General features: G+C 77.3%; 16 protein-coding genes. 7 read left to right on the top strand and 9 right to left on the bottom strand.

What is annotated here, in order from left to right:
* Positions 1–186: 186 nt before the first annotated feature.
* The 4 genes from ACZ7LB_RS10795 to ACZ7LB_RS10780 all read right to left on the bottom strand — a co-directional run bounded on the left by ACZ7LB_RS10795 (position 187) and on the right by ACZ7LB_RS10780 (position 4,883).
* The gene (locus tag ACZ7LB_RS10795) at positions 187–858 is read right to left on the bottom strand and encodes a DsbA family protein (RefSeq protein WP_471467014.1); all 672 of its coding nucleotides are present in this window, start codon (positions 856–858) and stop codon (positions 187–189) included.
* Positions 859–1,316: 458 nt separating this feature from the next.
* A complete protein-coding gene (locus tag ACZ7LB_RS10790) occupies positions 1,317–1,985 on the bottom strand; it encodes a hypothetical protein (RefSeq protein WP_471467013.1) in 669 nt (222 codons plus the stop codon).
* A 394-nt stretch (positions 1,986–2,379) separates the two neighbouring features.
* Entirely contained in the window at positions 2,380–3,525 is a 1,146-nt protein-coding gene (metX, locus tag ACZ7LB_RS10785; protein WP_471467172.1) for a homoserine O-acetyltransferase MetX, read from the bottom strand.
* Positions 3,522–4,883 (bottom strand): bifunctional o-acetylhomoserine/o-acetylserine sulfhydrylase, encoded by a 1,362-nt coding sequence (locus ACZ7LB_RS10780; protein WP_471467012.1) that lies wholly within the window; start codon positions 4,881–4,883, stop codon positions 3,522–3,524. Before ACZ7LB_RS10780 ends, metX begins: the two co-directional genes overlap by 4 nt.
* Positions 4,884–5,884: 1,001 nt before the next feature.
* Here ACZ7LB_RS10780 and dhaK point away from each other — a divergent pair.
* From dhaK to ACZ7LB_RS10765, 3 genes are read left to right on the top strand one after another with little or no spacing between them, the layout of a single operon-like run.
* Positions 5,885–6,877 (top strand): dihydroxyacetone kinase subunit DhaK, encoded by a 993-nt coding sequence (gene dhaK, locus ACZ7LB_RS10775; RefSeq protein ID WP_471467010.1) that lies wholly within the window; start codon positions 5,885–5,887, stop codon positions 6,875–6,877.
* A gap of 53 nt (positions 6,878–6,930) precedes the next feature.
* Positions 6,931–7,530: a dihydroxyacetone kinase subunit DhaL gene (dhaL, locus tag ACZ7LB_RS10770; RefSeq protein ID WP_471467170.1), complete on the top strand. Its 600-nt coding sequence runs from the start codon at positions 6,931–6,933 to the stop codon at positions 7,528–7,530.
* Positions 7,523–7,933, top strand: a complete 411-nt coding sequence (locus tag ACZ7LB_RS10765) for a PTS-dependent dihydroxyacetone kinase phosphotransferase subunit DhaM (RefSeq protein WP_471467009.1) — start codon at positions 7,523–7,525, stop codon at positions 7,931–7,933. The genes dhaL and ACZ7LB_RS10765 overlap by 8 nt, the downstream gene beginning before the upstream one ends.
* 18 nt (positions 7,934–7,951) lie before the next feature.
* Here ACZ7LB_RS10765 and ACZ7LB_RS10760 read toward each other — a convergent pair whose 3' ends face one another.
* Positions 7,952–8,809 (bottom strand): glycoside hydrolase family 75 protein, encoded by an 858-nt coding sequence (locus tag ACZ7LB_RS10760; RefSeq protein ID WP_471467008.1) that lies wholly within the window; start codon positions 8,807–8,809, stop codon positions 7,952–7,954.
* 364 nt (positions 8,810–9,173) lie between these two features.
* Between ACZ7LB_RS10760 and ACZ7LB_RS10755 the strand changes: the two genes are divergently transcribed.
* Both ACZ7LB_RS10755 and ACZ7LB_RS10750 read left to right on the top strand, forming a co-directional pair.
* Positions 9,174–10,157: a fibronectin type III domain-containing protein gene (locus tag ACZ7LB_RS10755; RefSeq protein ID WP_471467168.1), complete on the top strand. Its 984-nt coding sequence runs from the start codon at positions 9,174–9,176 to the stop codon at positions 10,155–10,157.
* Positions 10,158–10,719: 562 nt separating this feature from the next.
* Positions 10,720–11,277, top strand: a complete 558-nt coding sequence (locus ACZ7LB_RS10750; RefSeq protein ID WP_471467006.1) for a hypothetical protein — start codon at positions 10,720–10,722, stop codon at positions 11,275–11,277.
* 27 nt (positions 11,278–11,304) lie between these two features.
* On the opposite strand, the gene ACZ7LB_RS10745 is transcribed toward ACZ7LB_RS10750, so the two are convergent.
* The 3 genes from ACZ7LB_RS10745 to ACZ7LB_RS10735 form a co-directional block, all read right to left on the bottom strand.
* Entirely contained in the window at positions 11,305–11,964 is a 660-nt protein-coding gene (locus ACZ7LB_RS10745) for a PadR family transcriptional regulator (protein WP_471467004.1), read from the bottom strand.
* A gap of 84 nt (positions 11,965–12,048) precedes the next feature.
* The gene (locus tag ACZ7LB_RS10740) at positions 12,049–14,064 is read right to left on the bottom strand and encodes a 2,4-dienoyl-CoA reductase FMN-binding domain-containing protein (RefSeq protein WP_471467003.1); all 2,016 of its coding nucleotides are present in this window, start codon (positions 14,062–14,064) and stop codon (positions 12,049–12,051) included.
* Between the two features lie 418 nt (positions 14,065–14,482).
* Positions 14,483–14,854 carry a hypothetical protein gene (locus tag ACZ7LB_RS10735; protein ID WP_471467002.1) on the bottom strand — a complete coding sequence of 124 codons (372 nt, stop codon included), beginning with the start codon at positions 14,852–14,854 and terminating at the stop codon, positions 14,483–14,485.
* Between the two features lie 348 nt (positions 14,855–15,202).
* Between ACZ7LB_RS10735 and ACZ7LB_RS10730 the strand changes: the two genes are divergently transcribed.
* The gene (locus tag ACZ7LB_RS10730; protein ID WP_471467000.1) at positions 15,203–17,317 is read left to right on the top strand and encodes a SpoIIE family protein phosphatase; all 2,115 of its coding nucleotides are present in this window, start codon (positions 15,203–15,205) and stop codon (positions 17,315–17,317) included.
* Here the strand turns inward: ACZ7LB_RS10730 and ACZ7LB_RS10725 are convergent.
* A complete protein-coding gene (locus ACZ7LB_RS10725; RefSeq protein ID WP_471466998.1) occupies positions 17,283–18,092 on the bottom strand; it encodes a putative protein N(5)-glutamine methyltransferase in 810 nt (269 codons plus the stop codon). The two genes, ACZ7LB_RS10730 and ACZ7LB_RS10725, sit on opposite strands and share 35 nt — an antisense overlap.
* A gap of 507 nt (positions 18,093–18,599) precedes the next feature.
* Here ACZ7LB_RS10725 and ACZ7LB_RS10720 point away from each other — a divergent pair.
* Positions 18,600–19,184: an Rv1733c family protein gene (locus ACZ7LB_RS10720; RefSeq protein WP_471466996.1), complete on the top strand. Its 585-nt coding sequence runs from the start codon at positions 18,600–18,602 to the stop codon at positions 19,182–19,184.
* Positions 19,185–19,454 lie beyond the last annotated feature (270 nt).

Below are 19,454 nucleotides of genomic sequence, written 5' to 3'. Positions count from 1 at the left end.
GGGGCCGCCGGAGCCCGCCGACACCGTTCACCGCATCGGGTGAACGACGGGGCGGCGGTGGCGGACCCGGGGCACCGCGGGAGGGGCGGCGCCGTCACCGGGCGAGGCCGGGCGTCGCCGTCACCGTCACCGTCACCGTCACCGGGTCACCGGGTCACCGGGTCACCGGGTCACCGGGTCACCTCGTCAGCGCGCGAGTCCCTCCTCGATGAGCGCCCTGAACTCCTCGTACGAGCCGGGGTTGGCGACGCGGCGGCCGTCGAGGAAGAAGGTGGGCGTGCCCTGGACGCCCAGTCCGAGTCCGTCGCGCTGGTCCTCCTGGACGCGTCCGGCGGTCTCCGGGTCGGCCATGTCCCGGTCGAACCGCTTCATGTCCAGGCCGAGTTGCTCGGCGTACCCCCGGAAGACGTCCTCCTTCCACTCCTTCGACTCGCCCCACTCCTTCTGCGTGGTGAACAGCTTGGTGTACATCTCCTCGAACCGGCCCTGCCGCGCGGCGGCCTCGGCGGCGCGGGCGGCGGGCTCGCCGTTGCGGTGGCCGGGCATCGGGAAGTAGCGGGCGACGAAGGTCACCCGGTCCCCGTACTCCTCGCGGAGCTTCTCGACAACCGGGAAGTAGGCCGCGCACGCCTCGCACTCGAAGTCCAGGAACTCCACGAGGGTCAGTTCGCCGGAAGCGGGGTCGGTGAGCCGGTGGCTGTTCTCCCGCACCGGGACGGCCTGGGCGGCGGGGCCGACGTCCGATCCGCCCCGGTCGCGCCGGTCCTCGGGGGCGAGCAGCAGATAGGAGCCGAGGGCGGCGGCGAATCCGGCGAGCAGGACGGCGGCGACGACGAGGTGTCTGGTGAGCCTCTTCATGGTTCCTTCTTCATGGCGTCGGAGGGGGACGGCGGCACGGGCCGGGCCGCGGCCGGCCTCGCGGCGGCCACGGCACCGGTTTGGGCATCTGCCGGGGCCGTACGGCCTGTACGGGCCGGGCGCGCGGGAGGGCGGTGGTGAGGGACGGCGGTCCGTGCGGCCGTGCGGCGGCACGGGGCCGGGACCGCGTGGGCGGGGTGGGCGCCGCCGCGCCCACGGGACGGTGGTCGGGTCGGGTCGGGGTGGGGGGCGTGGCGCGGGCGGCCCGTCCGACGGAGGGCGTGCGGCGCACCCATCGGCGCGGGGACTCCCGTCGCGGCCCCCGGGAGACACCTCGGGGCGTCTCCGGGCCGCCTCCGGCCCTCACCCGCTCCGGCGTCCCCGTGGTCCCGCGTCGGCGGGGCACGGGCCACCGGGAACGCCGGGCACCGCGCCGCGCGGGTCCGCCCCACTGCCCGTCAGGGCGGCGACGGAACGCCGTACGGCAGCGGCCGGAGCGGGCCGGGGAGCACGCGTCCCCGCGCGGGCGGCGCCCGGCCGCCGCCGCGCCGCGCCAGGACGGCCGACCGCAGCACCGCGGCACCGGTCCGCGCGGTCACCCGCGGACCGGTGCCGGGGACCCGGCCGAGCACGGCCCGGACGCGCCGCAGCAGACGGCGCGCGAGCGCCGGCAGCGACCCGCTGCGCCCCCTCAGCGGCTCGGCGCAGCCCAGCAGCCGGGCGGCGATGAGCAGGGTGATCAGATGCCCGGCGAACAGCACCCCGGCCGGGGGCCCGCCCTCGGCCGCGTGCCCCGTCAGGGCCAGCGGGCCCGGCGCCGCCCTCTGACCCCCCGTCATCGCCCGGCAGGCACCGGGAAGCGTGTAGGCCAGGTCGGCGGCGAGCTGCGCGGCCAGCAGGACCCCGATCGCCTGGGCGTCCGAGAGCCGCCGCCGGGTCAGCAGCACCGCGCCGGGCACGGCGGCCGACACGACGGCGGCGGCGAGGATCCAGCGCGGCGCGTGGCAGCGGTCCAGCAGGTGTCCGGCGAGCGGGAGCAGGACGCACAGCACCGCCGGGGCTCCGGCGCCCAGGACGCGCGGCACACCGGACGCCCGGGCGGGGCCGGTGGGGTGGCGCGCTGGCATGGGCGGGGCCTCGGGTCGGTCGTCGGATCGGCGTCGGCAGGGGCGCCGGGCCCCGGGCGTCGCCCGCTGTCGTCGGCAGCGTACCCATCCCCGGTCTCAGCCCAGCCCCCGGGCCGCTCCCGGGTCACCTCGGGGCCGCTCCCCGCCGACCGGTCGGGCCGGTCCCGCTTCGGTGACGGCGGCGGTGACGGCGGCAGGGGCCGGGGCGCGCTCCCGCCGCTCCCTCCGGGCGGGCGGCGGCGCGCCACGTCCGCGGCCCGCCGACCCCCGCTCGGCGGCGCGCGGCCCGGCCGGCCCTCGGGGCGCCGCGCCGCCCACGCGGCGCGGGGTGCGCACCCGGCCGCCTCGTTCAAGGCGCCCCGCCCGCACCCTCACCGCCGCGCGCGGCGGCCGGTCAGGGCAGGAGCTCCGCCACCAGCGCGGCGACCTGCTCGGTCTCCAGGAGGAAGCCGTCGTGGCCGTAGGGGGACCCGATGATCCGCAGATCGTCGGCCGTGCCGATGCCCGACGCCAACTCCGCCTGCTGGTAGAGCGGGTAGAGCCGGTCGGAGTCGACCCCGGCGACCAGGGCCGGGGCGGTCACCCGGCGCAGCGCGGCGGCCGTGCCACCCCGGCCGCGGCCGATGTCGTGACTGTTCATGGCGTCGCAGAGGACCACGTAGCTGCCCGCGTCGAAACGGCGGGCGAGCTTGTCGGCATGGTGGTCGAGATACGACCCCACCTGATACCTGCCGCCCGCCCAGGGGTCCTCCCGGCCCTGCGCCGAGCGGCCGAACCGGCTCTGGAGTTCGGGCTCGCCGCGGTACATGACGTGGGCCATCCGCCGGGCGAGTCCCAGCCCCTCGTCCGGCCCTCGGCCCGTGGCGTGGTAGTGACCCCCCTGCCAGTGCGGGTCGGAGCGGATGGCGCGCGTCTGGATGCCGGCCCAGGCGATCTGCTCGGCGCTCGCGGCGGCGGCCGTGGCCAGCAGCAGGAGCGCGCCCGTCCGTTCCGGGTGCGTCACGGCCCACTCCAGCGCCCGCATCCCGCCCATCGAGCCGCCCACCACCAGGGCCCAGCGGTCGATGCCCAGCGCGTCCGCGAGGCCGGCCTCGACGGCCACCTGGTCGCGCTGGGTCAGGAAGGGGAAGTCGCCGCCCCAGGGCCGTCCGCCGGGTCCCGGGGAGGACGGTCCGGTGCTGCCCTGGCAGCCGCCGAGGACGTTGGGCGCGACGACGTACCAGCGGTCGGTGTCGATCGCCCGGCCGGGCCCGACGAGACCGTCCCACCACCCCGGGGACGGGTGGCCCGCGCCGACGGGCCCGGCGACATGGCTGTCCCCGGTGAGGGCGTGCAGTACGAGCACGGCGTTGGAGCGGTCCGGTGCCGGGCGTCCCCAGGTCTCGAACGCGAGCCGTGCCCCGGGCAGTCGGCCGCCCGCCTCCGTGGCGAGCGGCGTCCCGTGCGCGTACCACTGCCGGCGCCCGGACGGGTCCCCCTCCCGCCAGCCCCCGTGGGACGGCGGGAGGGGGACCCTCGCGGGTGCCGGCACGGTGTTCAGGACGCGCCCTTCGCCGCCCGGAACCCGGCCTCCAGATCGGCCTTCAGATCGGCGAGGTTCTCGATGCCCACCGAGAGGCGCACCAGGCCGGGCGCCGCGCCCGACGCCGCGAGCTGCTCCTCGTCGAGCTGGCTGTGGGTGGTGGACGCCGGGTGGATGATGAGGCTGCGCACATCGCCGATGTTCGCGAGGTGGCTGAAGAGTTCGACGGCGTCCACGAACCGCTTGCCGGCCTCGATGCCGTCGCGCAGTTCGAAGGAGAGCACGGCACCCGCGCCCCGCGGCAGGTACCGCTGCCCGGCCTCATACCAGCGGTTGGACGGCAGGCCCGGGTAGTGGACGGCGGCCACCTCGTCGCGCTGCTCCAGCCACTCGGCCAGGGCCTGGGCGTTGGAGGAGTGCCGCTCCAGGCGCAGGCTGAGCGTCTCCACGCCCTGCAGGAGCAGGAAGGCGGAGTGCGGGGCGATGGCGGGCCCGAGGTCGCGCAGCAGCTGGACCCGGAGCTTGACGGCGAAGGCGCCGGGGCCCAGCGCGGGCCAGTAGCGCAGTCCGTGGTAGCTCGGGTCGGGCTCGGTGAAGTCGGGGAAGCGCTCGGGGTGGGCGCCGAAGTCGAAGGTTCCGCCGTCGACGACGATGCCGCCGAGGGTGGTCCCGTGCCCGCCGAGGAACTTGGTGGCCGAGTGGACGACGATGTCGGCGCCGTGCTCGACGGGGCGCAGCAGGAACGGCGTGGGCACGGTGTTGTCCACGATCAGCGGGACGCCGGCGTCGTGCGCGACGTCGGCGACGGTCCGGATGTCGAGGACGTTGCCGCGCGGGTTGCCCAGCGTCTCGGCGAACAGCGCCTTGGTGCCGGGGCGGATCGCCGCGCGCCAGGCGTCGGGGTCGTCCGGGTCGTCGACGAAGGACACCTCGATGCCGAACTTGGGCAGGGTGTGGCGGAACAGGTTGTACGTGCCGCCGTACAGGGATGCGCTGGAGACGATGTGGTCGCCGGAGCCGGCCAGCGTCAGGATCGCCAGGGTCTGCGCCGCCTGTCCGGACGCGAGCGCCACCGCCGCCACGCCGCCCTCCAGCGCGGCGACGCGCTGCTCGAAGACGTCCTGGGTGGGGTTGTGGATGCGGGTGTAGATGTTGCCGGGCTCGGCGAGCGAGAAGAGGTCGGCGGCGTGCTGGGTGTCCCGGAAGACGAACGACGACGTCTGGTAGATGGGCGTCGTCCGGGCGCCGGTCGTCGGGTCCGGCGCGGCACCGGCGTGGACCTGCTTGGTCTCGAAGGACCAGGCCGGGGCGGCGGGCCCGGCCGACTCCCCGTCGGGTGCGCGGCCCTCGGTGGCGGAGTCGATCGGCTGGCTCATGGTGGTGCTCCCTTGTGCGGTCGTGCGAGGGCGAGAGAGGAACGAGAGGAAACGAGAAAAAGAGAGAAAGACTGAGAAAGGGGACGGAATCGCCGTACGGGCGTGCCGGAGCGACGGCGTGGGGGCGTCGGAAAGGCGCTGGGCCGCGCGCGGCGGGGAACGGCGGGAGGGGCACCCGGTGTCCGGCCCGGAGCGGGCGTACGGCGGGGCGGAAGACGGGGTGCACGGAGGGGCGAAGCCGGGCGAGGCGTCAGCCCCGGGCGATACAGCCCGTGGTGGTGACGCGCGCGAGGTCCACATGGGGGCGGGTCACGAGCACAGTCATGAACCCAGTTAACCACAGGCGACAGATGGCGGACCAGGGTGGGTGGCACTCCTGCGCCACTCCTCCACACTCCCCCGACACCACTGTCACGAATGCCGCCGTGACGGGGTCCCGGGCGGCCGCCGGGCATGCCCCGGGCCGGGCGGGGCGCTCCGGACCGGGGGGCGGAGGGGCTCGGCACGAGCACCGGGGGACGGTGCGCGAGGAGGCGCGGGAGGGCGGTGCGCGAGGGGGCGGTGCGCGAGGGGATGCGGCGGGAGGCATGTGCGGGGGGCGCGGGCGGTGGCGGTGCTCGCGCGGTGATGTGCGGCGAGGGGACGCGGGGAGCCGTGCCGGGGGCATCGCCGCGCGACGGCCGGGCTCCGCCCCCCCGGGGACCGCCCGCCGGGCTCCGCCCGCCGGTGGACGGCGCGCGCCCGTGCCACGCACCGTGCCCCGCCGCGCCCCGCGCCCCGCGCGCGGCCGCCCCACGCCGTGGGTGACGCGGCCTCAGCAGGGCCGACGCCTCCGGTCGCACCGGGACGGCCGGCACACCGCCCGGCCGCCCGACCGGCACCGGACCGCCGCGGCCCGCCCCGGTCCCCCGGGCACCGCCGGACGGCGGACCGTCCGCACCTATGCTCACCAGCGAGGACCCGGCCGATGACCCGATCGTCGCCCTTCCCAGGAGGTACCGATGAAAATGCTGATCAACACACCGGAGACGGTGGTCGCCGACGCCCTGCGCGGTATGGCCGCCGCGCATCCCGAACTGGCCGTGGACGTGGAGAACCGGGTGATCGCGCGGCGGGACGCCCCCGTGGCCGGAAAGGTGGCACTGGTCTCCGGCGGCGGTTCCGGGCACGAACCGCTGCACGGCGGGTTCGTGGGCCCCGGCATGCTGTCGGCGGCCTGTCCGGGCGAGGTGTTCACCTCGCCGGTGCCGGACCAGATGGTGCGCGCGGCGGCGGCGGTGGACGGCGGCGCGGGGGTGCTGTTCATCGTCAAGAACTACACGGGCGACGTGCTCAACTTCGAGATGGCCGCCGAACTGGCCGAGGAGGAGGGCATCCGGGTCGCCCGGGTGCTGATCGACGACGACGTGGCGGTGACCGACAGCCTGTACACGGCGGGCCGGCGCGGCACCGGGGCGACGCTGTTCGTGGAGAAGATCGCGGGCGCTGCGGCCGAGCAGGGCCGGCCGCTGGAGGAGGTCGAGGCCGTCGCCCGCCGGGTGAACGGGAACTCCCGCAGTTTCGGGGTGGCCCTGAGCGCCTGCACCACCCCGGCCAAGGGCAGTCCCACCTTCGATCTGCCCGAGGGCGAGCTGGAGTTGGGCATCGGCATTCACGGTGAGCCGGGCCGGGAGCGGCGGCCGATGATGACGTCGGCCGGGATCGCGGAGGCCGCGCTGGACGCGGTGCTGGCCGACCTCGCCCCGCGCGAACCGGTGCTGGTCCTCGTCAACGGCATGGGCGGCACGCCCCTGTTGGAGCTGTACGGCTTCAACGCCGAGGTGCAGCGGGTGCTCGCGGAGCGGGGGGTGGCCGTCGCCCGGACGCTGGTCGGCAACCATGTCACCTCCCTCGACATGGCCGGTGTCTCGGTCACCCTGTGCACCGTCGACGAGGAGCTGCTCGGACTGTGGGACGCGCCGGTGAGCACCCCGGGGCTGCGGTGGGGCCGGTGAGCGCCGAACGGGGCACGGGACCGGACGGAGCCCCGGGCACCGGGCGGGAGGACCTGCTCGGCACCGGCTTCTTCCTCCGCTGGATGGCGGCGGCCGCCGCCTCGGTCGACCGGGAGGCGGAGCGGCTGACCGAACTGGACTCGCCCATCGGCGACGCCGACCACGGCAGCAATCTGAGGCGCGGCTTCGCGGCCGTGGCAGCCGCCCTGGAGAAGGAGCCGCCCGGCACCCCGGGTGCCGTACTGACGCTGGCCGGACGGCAGTTGATCTCGACCGTGGGCGGCGCCTCGGGCCCGCTGTACGGGACGCTGCTGCGCCGCACCGGCAAGGCGCTCGGTGACGCCGGGGAGGTGAGCCCCGGGGACCTCGCCGAGGCGCTGCGGGCGGGGGTGGACGCGGTCCGCGCCCTGGGCGGCGCGGCGCCCGGTGACAAGACGATGGTGGACGCCCTGGTGCCCGCGGTGGAGGCGCTGGGCGAGTCCTTCGCCGCCGCCCGCGCCGCCGCCGAGGAGGGGGCGGCGGCCACGACACCGCTGAGGGCCCGCAAGGGCAGGGCGAGTTACCTCGGCGAGCGCAGCGTGGGCCACCGCGACCCGGGGGCCACCTCGGCGGCGCTGCTGGTCGCCGCGCTGGAGGAGGCCGCGGATGGCTGAGGCGGGGCGGGTCGGGATCGTGCTGGTGTCGCACAGCGCGCGGGTGGCCGGGGCGGTGGCGGAGCTGGCCCGGGAACTGGCCGGGGGCGGTACGGCGGTGCCCGTCGCCACGGCGGGCGGCACGGCGGACGGCGGCTTCGGCACCAGCGCGGAGCTGGTGTCGGCCGCCGCCGCGTCGGTGGACGGGGGCGCGGGTGTCGCGGTGCTCGCCGACCTCGGCAGCGCGGTGCTGACGGTGAAGGCGATGCTGGCGGAGGACGGCGAACTCCCGGACGGCACCCGTCTGGTGGACGCGCCGTTCGTGGAGGGCGCGGTGGCCGCGGTGGTCACCGCCGCCGCGGGGGGCGACCTCGCGGCGGTGGCCGCGGCGGCCGCGGAGGCGTACTCCTACCGCAAGGCGTGAGGCGGGCGGCCCGGCGGGTCAGCCGCCGTCCGCGAACCGCCGGGCCAGCCGTTCCCCCGCCGCCACGGCGGCGGCCGGGTCGTCGATGGGCTCGGCCCGGCTGTCCTTGAAGACGATGTACGAGACCCCCGAGGCGGCGCCGCCGGCCCGGGGGTCGGGGTCGATGCCCAGGGACTCGGCGGCGGCGTAGGAGGCCTCGCCGATGAGGTCGCGGGGGCCGACGTCGCCGACGACCGCGTACCGCACCCGGTCCTCGTAGACGACGGCCGCGACCGAGCCGCCGCCGACCCCGTGCTCACGGTGGTCCCAGATGTCGCTGGGCTCGGGGACGACGACGTAGGGCAGCCGCTCGGCGTCCAGCGGCCGGCCGTCCGGACCGGTGTACGCGGTGGCGTCGGTGAAGTGCGGGTCGGTGTCGGCGTTGCAGTGCTCGCCCGGCCGGCCGTCGCAGTCGATGTCCAGGTCGGCCTTCCAGAACACGGCGTCGGGAGTGCCGCAGACCGGGATGTCGGCGGGGGCGCCCGCGTCGGGGCGGTAGCGCCCGCCGGAGACGGGGGCGCAGTCGCGCATCCTGGCCAGCAGGTCGGCGGCGCGGACGGGGTCCTCCGCGGCCTCCTTCCGGGCGGGCCCGGGCGGCGCGGCCCCGCGGTGGCCGCGCGAGACGGCGTGCGGATCACCGCGGCGCACCGGTGGCGCCACGGCGCGGGGCAGGGGCGCGGTGCCCCGCGCGGTGCCGGTCCCGTGCCCCGGCGCGGGGGCCGGTGCGGGCCGCGCCGGGGGCCGGGGGCCGGGGTGCGGGTGGGCCGGGGCTGCGGGCAGCGCGGGGGCGAGCAGGGCGGCACCGGCCAGGGCCAGCGTCAGCGAACGGACACACACGGTGCGGCCTTCCTGGGGGACAGCGGCGGACACTCGGCCCATCTGTCCCCGCGCGGGGCCGTCCGTCCACCGGGGCGGGGCCGGACGGGTGGTGCGCCCCGGGTGGCGGACCGGGGGCGGGCGGACCGGAACCCGAGGGGTCCGGTCCGCCCGGCCACCCGTGCCGGCACGGCGGCAGCGACGACAGCGGCCCGCGCCATGGGCTCGAACTCCCCGCGGGCGCGGGACAGTTCGGCTCAGAAGGCCAGCATACGCAACCTTCCGGCAGCGCCCCGCCAAGGTCCTCTTGATGTGATCGCGTCATGACCGCACAATTGGTCCGGACCTTTGTCGTGACCGTCCGGGAGGCACCGCCGTGCGATCCATCCCCGCTGCTCTCCGCGCGTCCGGTTCCCTCGCCCGGCGCTGCGCCCTGGCCGGCGGGGCCCTGCTCCTGGTCACCTCCTGCGGGCTGGGCGACGACGGCGGCGGGGGCAAGCCGCCGCCCGCCGCGCCCGCGGGCGTCACCGCGCAGGCGGGCAGCTCGACCAGCGTGCACGTGATGTGGAACGCGGCCGACGGGGTCGAGACCTACGAGGTCTACCGGGGCGGCACGAAGATCAAGGAGGTGCCGTCGGAGAGCCACATGGTGGACATCACGCGGCTGCGCCCCTCCACCGCCTATGTGTTCACCGTGCGGGCCCGCGACGCCGAGGGACGGCTCGGTCCGCACAGCCAGGAGGTCGGGGCCACCACACCGGCCGGGGGCCCCGCCGACAGCAGCGCGCCGACCGCTCCCGGCGGGGCGCACGGCAGGGTGGCGGGAGGCAGGGCGGTCCAGCTCGGCTGGACCGCCTCCGAGGACGACCGGGGCGTGGTGTCGTACGACGTCTACCAGGGCGGCACCAAGGTCCACAGCGTCGGCGGCGGACAGACCGCGACGGTGGTCACCGGACTGCGTCCGGGCACCGCCTACGCGTTCACCGTCCGGGCGCGCGACGCCGCCGACAACACCTCCACGCCGAGCGCCGTCGTCCGGCTCACCACCCCCGGCTCCGACGACGGGCGGGCCCCCGCGCCGACCGGGCTGAAGGCGGCCTCCCACCGCGAGGACGGGGCGTACTACATCGACCTCACCTGGACGGTGCCGCACACGGACGGCGTGGTCACCGAGTACCAGATCCACCTGGACGGCGAGTCCGCCACCTCGCTGGTCTACGGCGCCGAGGCGCCCCGCGAGCACGGCGAGTACAGCTTCTACGCGGGAGAGGAGGCCGGGGTACGGCACCGGGTACGGCTGCGGGCCAAGCTGCCGGACGGCACCTGGGGCGGTTTCTCGGAGGAGCGGACGGTGACGACCGGCCCGTGACACCGGACGGACCGGGCGCGTCGTGACACCGGACGGGCGGGGCACACCATGACACCGGACGGGCCTGGTACGCCGGGCATGCGGCAGGGGCGCCGGCCGGGACCGGCCGGACGGCAGGGGCGGCGGAGTCCACCGCGGGCCGGGTGGACGGCAGGGGCGGCGGGCGGCGGAATCCGCCGCGGGCCGGGCGGACGGCCGGAACGGCCCGGGCGGGCGGCCGGGGCCGGACGCGAGTCGCAGGGCCGTGCGATCCCCCGGACCGGGGACGGCAGGGCGCGGGTGGAGAGGACGCGGGGACCCGGGACCGCGAAGGGGACGCGAGGGCGCCGCGGGACCGCGAGGGGGCCGCGAAAGCGCCGCGCCCCGGGCGTCGGCCGGGCGGCCGGTGCCGGTGGGCGGGCTCGGCCGCCACGCGCCACGAGACGGGCGTCACCTGGCCGGGGGCGCTCCGCATGCGGCCCCGCTCGCGGCCCTGTTGGCTGCGTCTGAGGCAGCACGGGCGTTCCCCCACCTCCGGCGGCGCACGGGCGTGCCGTCGACCGTGCCGCCGGAGGGCAGTCCCATGCGCTACTCATCGCCGCTTCCCCGTACCGGCCCCACCGTGGCAGCCGCCCTCGCGCTGCCCCTGGCCCTGGCCGCCGGTCCCGCCGCCGCGGGCCCCGGGATCTCCGTGAGCACCACCGGCTCCACGGTGTCGGTCACCACCACCGCCTGCGCCCAGCTCAACGGGAGCTGGGGCACCGCCTCGCTGCTCACCAGCAGTCAGGGCAGCTTCGCCGAGGGCCGCCAGGTCGCCCTGTCGGGCACCGCCGAGGGCCAGACGGCCGCGTGGTCGGACATCTCCCCCGGCACCTACACCGTCGTGGTCATGTGCTCCAACAACAGCACCGCCGGCACCCAGACCGTCATCGTCGCCGCCGCCCCCTCCCCCTCGCCGTCCCCCAGCCGGACGGCCGCCCCCTCGCCGACCGCGTCGCCGCGCGGGGTCCTCGGCGGAGTGGGCGGCGCCGTCAAGGACTACGGCACGGTGACCCTGGTCGCGGGCGGCGCGCTGGTCGGCAGCGGGGTCATCGCCGCGGCCTGGTTCCTGCGGCGGCGCTCGAAGCCGTACCGGTTCTGAGCGGGGCGGGGGCGTGCCGGGAGCGGCTCACCCCGGACCGTCGGCGAGGCCGGGACCGTCGGGGTCGCCGGGGCCGGGGGGACCCCCGGAGGAGGCGGACCGGTCCGGGGCGCCGGGAGGCGGGGCCGGGCAGGTGGCGGTGCCGGTGGCGGCGGGCAGGGCGGCGAACTCGGCCAGCGCGTGCCGCAGCCACCCGGTCCAGAAGGTCTCCAGATCGATCCCGGCCCGCAGCACCAGATGCCGCAGCCGGTCCTCCGCGCTGTCCCGGCCGGGCGGGAAGTCACGCTCCTCGATCTCCTCGTACTCGGCCAACTGCCGCTCGTGCAGGTCGAGATGGCGGCGCAGGTCCTCCTCGATCCCGGCGGTGCCGACGACGGCGGCGGCCCTGAGACGCAGCAGCATCACGTCCCGCTGGGGCTTCGGGTCCTGGGCGGCGGCGGTCCAGCGGGCCAGTTCGGCGCGGCCCGCGGGCAGCACCTCGTAGCACTTGCGCTGTCCGCGCGCGGGGCGCGGGGCGGGCAGGGTCCGGATCAGCCCGTCGGTCTCCAGCCGCCCCAGCTCGCGGTAGATCTGCTGGTGCGTGGCCGACCAGAAGTACCCGATCGACCGGTCGAACCGGCGGGTCAGCTCCAGCCCCGACGACGGCCTTTCGACCAGGGCGGTGAGGATCGCGTGCGGGAGTGACATGGGCTCATCCTGGCACGCGGCACCGGGGGGACCTCCCGCCCGGAGCCGAGCGGCGGGGGCGGGGTCCTCCGGTCGGGGCCGGGGCTACAGCGCCGCCGCCAGTTCGGTGCCCTGCCTGATGGCGCGCTTGGCGTCCAGTTCGGCGGCCTCGTGGGCGCCGCCGATGAGGTGGACCGGGCGCCCGGCGGCGACCAGGTCGTCGTAGAGCCCGCGGCGCGGTTCCTGGCCGGTGCACAGGACGACGGTGTCGACCTCCAGGACGGTGCTCGCGCCGTCCACGGTGAGGTGGAGCCCGGCGTCGTCGATGCGGTCGTAGCGCACGCCCGGGACCATGGTGACGCCGCGCCGGCGCAGTTCGGTGCGGTGGATCCAGCCGGTGGTCCGCCCCAGCCCGGCGCCGACCTTGCCGACGGTGCGCTGGAGCAGGTGGACGGTGCGCGGGGAGGCGGGCGGCACCGGTTCGGTGAGCCCGCCGGGCGCGCGGTGGGCGGGGTCGACGCCCCAGACGCGGAGGAAGGCCGCCGGGTCCCGGTGGGCCCGGCCCCCGTCGTCGGTGAGGTACTCGGCGACGTCGAAGCCGATGCCCCCGGCGCCGAGGACGGCCACCCGCTCGCCCACGGGTACGGCGTCGCGCAGGACGTCCAGGTAGCCGACGACGCTGGGGTGGCCGACGCCGGGGATGTCGGGGACGCGGGGGGTGACGCCGGTGGCGACGACCACCTCGTCCCATCCGTCGAGGCCGGCCGCGGTGACCTCGGCGCCGAGGCGCACGTCGACGCCGAGCGCGGTGAGCCGGTGGCGGAAGTAGCGCAGCGTCTCGTCGAACTCCTGCTTGCCGGGGACCCTGCGGGCGACGTCGAGCTGGCCGCCGATCTCGTCCGCGGCGTCGAACAGGGTGACCTCGTGGCCGCGTTCGGCGGCGCTCACCGCGCAGGCCAGCCCGGCGGGCCCGGCGCCGACGACCGCGATCCTGCGGCGGGTCGCGGCCGGGGACAGGACCAGTTCGGTCTCGTGGCAGGCGCGCGGGTTGACCAGGCAGGAGGTGGGCAGCCCGCTGAAGGTGTGGTCCAGGCACGCCTGGTTGCAGCCGATGCAGGTGTTGATGGCCTCGGGGTGCCCGGCGGCGGCCTTGGCCACGAAGTCGGGGTCGGCCAGCATCGGGCGGGCCATGGACACCATGTCGGCGGCGCCGCCGGCGAGCAGTTCCTCGGCGAGTTCGGGGGTGTTGATGCGGTTGGTGGTGATGAGCGGGACGCCCACCTCGCCCATCAGGCGCTCGGTCACCCAGGCGTAGGCGCCGCGCGGCACGGAGGTGGCGATGGTGGGGATGCGTGCCTCGTGCCAGCCGATGCCGGTGTTGATGAGGGTCGCTCCGGCGGCCTCGACCTCCCGGGCGAGGGCGGTCACCTCGTCGAGGGTGGAGCCGCCGGGGACCAGGTCGAGCATGGACAGGCGGTAGACGACGATGAAGTCCTCGCCGACGGCCGCGCGCACCCGGCGGACGATCTCGGCCGGGAAGCGCCTGCGGTTCTCGGGCGAGCCGCCCCAGCGGTCGGTGCGGTGGTTGGTGCGGGCGGCGGTGAACTCGTTGATGAGATAGCCCTCGGAGCCCATGATCTCGACGCCGTCGTACCCGGCCTCGCGGGCGAGGCGGGCGGTGCGGGCGTAGTCGTCGACGGTGCGCTCGACCTCGGCGTCGGTCAGCTCGCGCGGCACATGGGGACTGATCGGCGCCTGGAGGGGGCTGGGCGCGACGAGGTCGGGGTGGTAGGCGTACCGGCCGAAGTGCAGGATCTGGAGGGCTATCCGGCCGCCCTCGCGGTGCACGGCGCCGGTGACGACGCGGTGCCGGGCCGCCTCCTCGGCGGTGGTGAGCCGGGCGCCGCCGGGGTAGGGGCGGCCCTCGTCGTTGGGCGCGATGCCGCCGGTGACGATGAGACCCACTCCCCCGCGGGCCCGCGCGGCGTAGAAGGCGGCCAGGCGCTCGAAGCCGCCCTCCGCCTCCTCCAGGCCGACGTGCATGGAGCCCATCAGGACCCGGTTGGGCAGCGTGGTGAAGCCCAGGTCCAGGGGGCTCAGCAGGTGGGGATAGCGGCTCATCAGGGCCTCCGTGCGCGATGTCGTGCCTCAGTTCTAGAGGACACCGCCACTTTTGTGCAACTAGTTGCATAAAGTGGCGTCGGCCACACGGAGGCCCTGGTGGCACGGTGTCCCCGGCCTCGCCGGGGACCGGGTGACGGGACGCGGCCGGGCGCGCGGGGAGCCGGGCCGCGGGGTGTTCCCGGCTCCACGGACCGGCCCGGGCCGTGGGCCGTCACCGGCCCCGCCCGCGACCCGGCCGTGGGACGTCGTCACGGGCCGCGCGAAGGACGGCCCGCGTGGGGAACCGGGCCGCACGGGGCCTCGTCGCGCTGGAGACCGGGTCACGCGGGGACCCGGTCGCGCGGCGCCGTCGGCCCGCGCGGAGGGTCCGGGCCGCGGGGCCCGTACGGAGGGGCCCCGGGCAGCGCGACGTCGTTCAGCGGCTCTCCAGCCGCACGTGCAGCTCGCGCTCCTGGTCCCCCGAGGCCGTGCTCAGGTCGCGCACGGTGAACAGGGAGTCCAGGGTGACGCGCAGCCGTTCGACGGCCCAGTAGCCGCCCTGGGCGTCGGCCTCCACGGAGGCCCCCAGCGGGGCCGGGCCGCCCTCCCCGGCCGGTCCGGCGGCGACGTCGAAGGTGCCGAGCCAGACGGTCGGGCGGACGGCGTCGTACCGGCGGGTCGCGTCGCCGGTGTGCCGGTCGGACGGGAAGCGGGCGCACAGGGCGTCGAAGACGGCCCGCGCGTCCTCCTCGGTGCATCCGCTCAGCTCCACCGAGACGGACTCCGGGTGCGGTCGCTCGGCATCCATGGTGATCGCTCCTCTCCTGGGCCCGGCACGGCACCGCCGCGCCCGGCCGCGCGGCGCGCGGCGCCGGGACGCGCCCCGGTCACGGCGGGCCGGCACTGCCTCTCCCTCCAGGGAAGCACTCCCCCGGGCGGAGCACTACCGGCGCCCTCCCTCCGGGGGCACCGCGCCCTCGCCGGACCCGCCCTCCCGGCGCCGCGCCCCCTTCCGTGGGCGGTGGCCGCCGTACGGGGTGATGCTGGACGGTGGGGCGGGAACCGCGGGTGGAGGCATGCCGCGTGCGAGCGCGGCGGGCGGCGGCGACCGGCAGCGCCGGGGCCGCCGCGTGGAACGGCGAGGGCGGAGCGTGGGATGACTGGAGCCGGGGCCACCGCGGACGGGGGCGGTGCGCCGCCGTTCGGTCCGGTGCCGGACGGCGGGCTGCCGGGCGTGCTCGGCGGGGTCCCGCTGGTGCTGGACTCCGGGGGGCGGATCGTGTTCTGGGGCTCCGGGGCGGAGGAGTTGTTCGGCCGCTCCGCCCGGGAGGCGCTGGGGCGGCCCGCCGGCCCGCTGCTGGCCCCCGAGGGGGACCCGGAGGCGGTCGCGGAGCTGTTCGCGCAGACCCTGCGGACGGGCCGCGGCCGTACGGGCTCCTTCCCGGTCCGCCGCGGGGACGGCGGGACGCGGTCGGTGGAGTTCCGGGTCACCCGGCTGCTGGACGAGCGGGGCGCGGCGTACGCGCTGGCGCTGGCGGCCGACCGGAGCGCCCTGCGCCGTCTGGAGCGCGAGGTGGCGCTGTCGGCACAGGTGATCAGACAGGCCCCGAACGGGCTGGCCGTGCTCGACACCTCCCTGCGGTACGTCTCGGTCAACCCGGCGCTGGAGCGGATCAACGGGCTGCCGGCCGGGGATCACCTGGGGCGCACGGTGCGCGAGGTGCTGCCGGAGCTGGAGACCGTGGACCTCCTGGAGGCGGCGGCCCGCCGGGTGCTGGCGGTGGGGCGGCCGGTCGTCGACCAGGCGGTGCGGGGGCGCACCCCGGCGGGCCCGGACGAGGAGCACGTCTGGTCGCTGTCCCTGTACCGGCTGGAGGCCCCGGACGGGACGGTGCTGGGCGTGGTGGTCTCCGTCGAGGACATCACCGAGCGGCACCGCGCGGAGGCCGAGGCGGAGGCCGCGCGGCGGCGGCTGGCGGCGGTGGCGGAGGCGTCCTCGCGGATCGGCACCACCCTGGACCTGGAGCGCACGGCGCACGAGCTGGCGTCGGTGGCGGTGCCGGGGCTGGCCGACATCGCGGCGGTGGACCTGCTGGAGCCGGTGACGCGGGGGCGGCGCTCCGCGCTCCGGCCCGCCGATCCGGCGGTGATCCGGGCGCTGGCCGTCGCCGCCGAGGACGCCGGGGAGGCCCTGCGGGCGGCCGATCCGCCCGGCGAGGTGGCCCGCTACGGTCCGGACCGCCTGGTCACCGAGTGCGTGCGGGCCGGGCGCCCGGTGCTGGTGTCCCGGGTGACGGACGCGGACCTGCCCCGGATCGCCCGCTCCCCCGAGGCCGCCGGGCTGCTGGGCCGGGCGGGGGTGCACTCGTACCTGGCGGTGCCGCTGATCGCGCGGGGCGAGGTGCTGGGGGCGCTGGACCTGAAGCGGATCGGCAACCCGCTGCCCTTCGGCGAGGACGATCTGCTGCTCGCCCGGGAGCTGGCCTCCCGCGCGGCCCTCCAGATCGACAACGCCCGCTGGTACCAGAACGCCCGCGAGGCCGCCCTCACCCTCCAGCGGAGCCTGCTGCCCGCCCATCCCCCGGTGACCGGCGGGCTGGAGGTGGCCTCCCGGTACCGCCCGGCCGAGGCGACGAACGAGGTCGGCGGCGACTGGTTCGACGTGATCCCGCTGGACGGCGGGCGGACGGCGCTGGTGGTGGGCGATGTGATGGGCAGCGGCATCGCGGCCGCGGCATCGATGGGGCGGCTGCGGACCGCGACGGACACCCTGGCCGTGCTCGGCCTCGATCCGGCGCTGCTCCTGGAGCACCTGGACCGGACGGCGGCGGGCCTCGACCAGGCCATCGCCACCTGTGTCTACGCCGTGCACGACCCGCACACCCGGACCTGCCGGATCGCCAGCGCCGGGCATCCGCCGCCGGTGCGGCTGCGCCCCGGGCGGGAGCCGGAGCTGCTGGACCTGCCGACCGGGGTGCCGCTGGGCGTGGGCGGGGTCGCCTTCTCCGCCGTCACCGTGGACCTGGAGCCGGGCGACCGGCTGGTGCTCTACACCGACGGCCTGGTGGAGACCCGGCGGCACTCGCTGGACGAGCGGCTGGGGACGCTGCTGAGCCTGCTCGGCGGCCCCGACCGGCCGCTGGAGGAGCTGTGCGACCTGCTGCTGGACGCCCTGCGCGAGCCGCACACCGCCGACGACGTCGCCCTGCTGATCGCCCGGGCCACGCCCCCCTCCGTCAGCGGTCCCCCGGCCGCCCCCGGACCCCGATGACGACGTCGGCGCCGCGGTCCGGGTCGGCGGCGAGCCGGGCGGTCGGCCCCGCCCGGGTGACGGCGGCGAGGGCCGCCGGCACCTGGTGCTCGCCGGTCCCGACGAGGAGGCGCCCGCCGGGCGCGAGCCGGCGCGGGGCTCCGGCGGCGACCCGGCGCGGCACGTCGAGGCCGTCCGCGCCCCCGTCGAGCGCGGTCAGCGGCTCGTGGTCGCGGGCCTCGGCGGGCAGCAGGGCGACCTCGGCGGTGGGGACGTAGGGCACGTTGGCCGCGAGGACGTCGATCCGGCCGCGCAGACCGCCGGGCAGGGCGTCGAAGAGGTCGCCGGTGTGCACCCGGCCCCCGGCGGCGGCGAGGTTGGCGCGGGCGCAGCGCACGGCGGCCGGGTCGATGTCGGCGGCGTGCACCTCGGGGCGGTCGAGCCCGGCGGCCGGGGCGGCGCCGACGGCCCCGGAGCCGCAGCACAGGTCCACGGCGACGGCGCCGCGGGGTGCCCCGGCCAGGGCCTGTTCGACGAGGTACTCGGTACGGCGGCGAGAGACGAAGACACCGGGCTCGACGGCGACCCGCAGTCCCCCGAACACGGCCCGGCCGAGGACGTGTTCGAGGGGGACACCGGTGACGCGGCGGCCGACCGGGGCGATGAGCCGACCGGGGGTCCGGGCGGCGCCGGGGATCGGTGCGGCCTCGTCCTCGGCGAAGACGCGACCGGCGGCGCGGAGCGCGGCCACGACGGCGTCACGGCAGGGGAGGAGGGCGGAGAACGGAGCGGGCATGGTGAAGGGAGGGCCGTTCGGGAACCGAAGGGCGCTCTCGCGGTCACCGGAGTCCGGTGACGGTACCGCCGAGGGCCGCGAGCACCCTGACCGACACAGGGGCGATGGGGCTCACCTCCCGGAGTACGCCGGCCGGGACACTCCTCCTCGGCCGACGACCGGACTACTCCAACAGCCCCTTGTCCAGGGGGTGTTGGGGACATGGGAACGGTCACGCCCCGACGGCCGGGCCCGGACGGCCGCCCCTCCCGCCGGCACCCGCTCCCCGGTCGGCGGCGGACGGGGTCCGGCGGCACCGGGCCGGGACTCCGGCGGGCACGGGGTCCGGGACCGCGGCCGGCACGGGACGGCGGCGCTCCGTCACGGAGGGGAGTGCCGCGGTGACACCGGGACGGGGCCGCGGCGGCGCCCGGCGACGGTCCGTGGGGCATGGCGCACCCTGCGTACGGCCGGGTTTCCCGGGTGCGGTGCGGGGCACTTCTCCGGCGCGACCGCGAGGAGGCCGAGATGCGAACCGGGGTGTGCGTCCGGCGGCGCCACCGCAATCCGCTGCTGCGCCGTTCGGACGTCGTCGAGACGTGGACGGCGCTGGTCGTCGCCGTCCTGCTGATCGTGGGGGCACCGCTGCTGGGCGCCGTCGCGGCGGTGCGCTCCGACGGGCACGCGCGCGCCGTCGCGGCGGAGCAGCGTGCCGAGCGGCACCGGGTCGGCGCGCTCGTGACCGGGCGGACGTCCGAGGCGCCCGCGTCGTCGGAGGACGGCGGACGGCAGTCCTTCCGCGCCACGGTGCGCTGGACGGCGCGGGACGGCACGGCGCGGGACGCGACGGCCCGGGTCCCGGCGGACACGCGCGCGGGTGACACCGTCGGCATCTGGGTGGACTCGCGGGACCGGAGGGTGCCGCCGCCGACCGGTGACACCGCGATCCTGGAACACACCGTCACCGTCGGCGCGTTCACCGCGCTGGGCTCGGCGCTCGTGGTGGTCGCCGGACACCGGGCGGTGCGCGGGGCGGCGATGCGGCGGCGGCTGGCCGAGTGGGACCGCGCGTGGGCCCGGACCGAGCCCCGCTGGACCCACCGCCGCACCTGACGGACGGCCGGCGGCGGGCGGCACACCCGGACGGGACACGGAGGCGGCACGCGGCACGCGGCACGCGGCACGCGGCACGCGGCAGGACGCTTCGGGTGTCCGGTGGTTTCCGGACACCCCGTTCCCCCGGCCGGCGGCGGCCCGGTCCTCCGGTTCCCCGGCGTCCCGGCGTCCCGGCACCCCTGGGCCGAACGGCGGAATCACCCGAGGTGACGGACCGGACGGCCCTGGCCTCCCCTTCGGCCGCTCCCGTACCGTGTGCTCACCCGT

The organism is Streptomyces sp. NPDC107521 (assembly GCF_055598485.1).
The sequence above is the reverse complement of the archived record's forward strand: the minus strand, read 5'-3'. Positions and strand labels throughout refer to the sequence as shown.

Coding starts and splice junctions, on each gene's coding strand:
- ACZ7LB_RS10795 (WP_471467014.1), bottom strand. CDS start 858: ATGAAGAGGCTCACCAGACACCTCGTCGTCGCCGCCGTCCTGCTCGCC.
- ACZ7LB_RS10790 (WP_471467013.1), bottom strand. CDS start 1,985: ATGCCAGCGCGCCACCCCACCGGCCCCGCCCGGGCGTCCGGTGTGCCG.
- ACZ7LB_RS10780 (WP_471467012.1), bottom strand. CDS start 4,883: ATGAGCCAGCCGATCGACTCCGCCACCGAGGGCCGCGCACCCGACGGG.
- dhaK (WP_471467010.1), top strand. CDS start 5,885: ATGAAAATGCTGATCAACACACCGGAGACGGTGGTCGCCGACGCCCTG.
- ACZ7LB_RS10765 (WP_471467009.1), top strand. CDS start 7,523: ATGGCTGAGGCGGGGCGGGTCGGGATCGTGCTGGTGTCGCACAGCGCG.
- ACZ7LB_RS10750 (WP_471467006.1), top strand. CDS start 10,720: ATGCGCTACTCATCGCCGCTTCCCCGTACCGGCCCCACCGTGGCAGCC.
- ACZ7LB_RS10745 (WP_471467004.1), bottom strand. CDS start 11,964: ATGTCACTCCCGCACGCGATCCTCACCGCCCTGGTCGAAAGGCCGTCG.
- ACZ7LB_RS10740 (WP_471467003.1), bottom strand. CDS start 14,064: ATGAGCCGCTATCCCCACCTGCTGAGCCCCCTGGACCTGGGCTTCACC.
- ACZ7LB_RS10735 (WP_471467002.1), bottom strand. CDS start 14,854: ATGGATGCCGAGCGACCGCACCCGGAGTCCGTCTCGGTGGAGCTGAGC.
- ACZ7LB_RS10730 (WP_471467000.1), top strand. CDS start 15,203: ATGACTGGAGCCGGGGCCACCGCGGACGGGGGCGGTGCGCCGCCGTTC.
- ACZ7LB_RS10725 (WP_471466998.1), bottom strand. CDS start 18,092: ATGCCCGCTCCGTTCTCCGCCCTCCTCCCCTGCCGTGACGCCGTCGTG.
- ACZ7LB_RS10720 (WP_471466996.1), top strand. CDS start 18,600: ATGCGAACCGGGGTGTGCGTCCGGCGGCGCCACCGCAATCCGCTGCTG.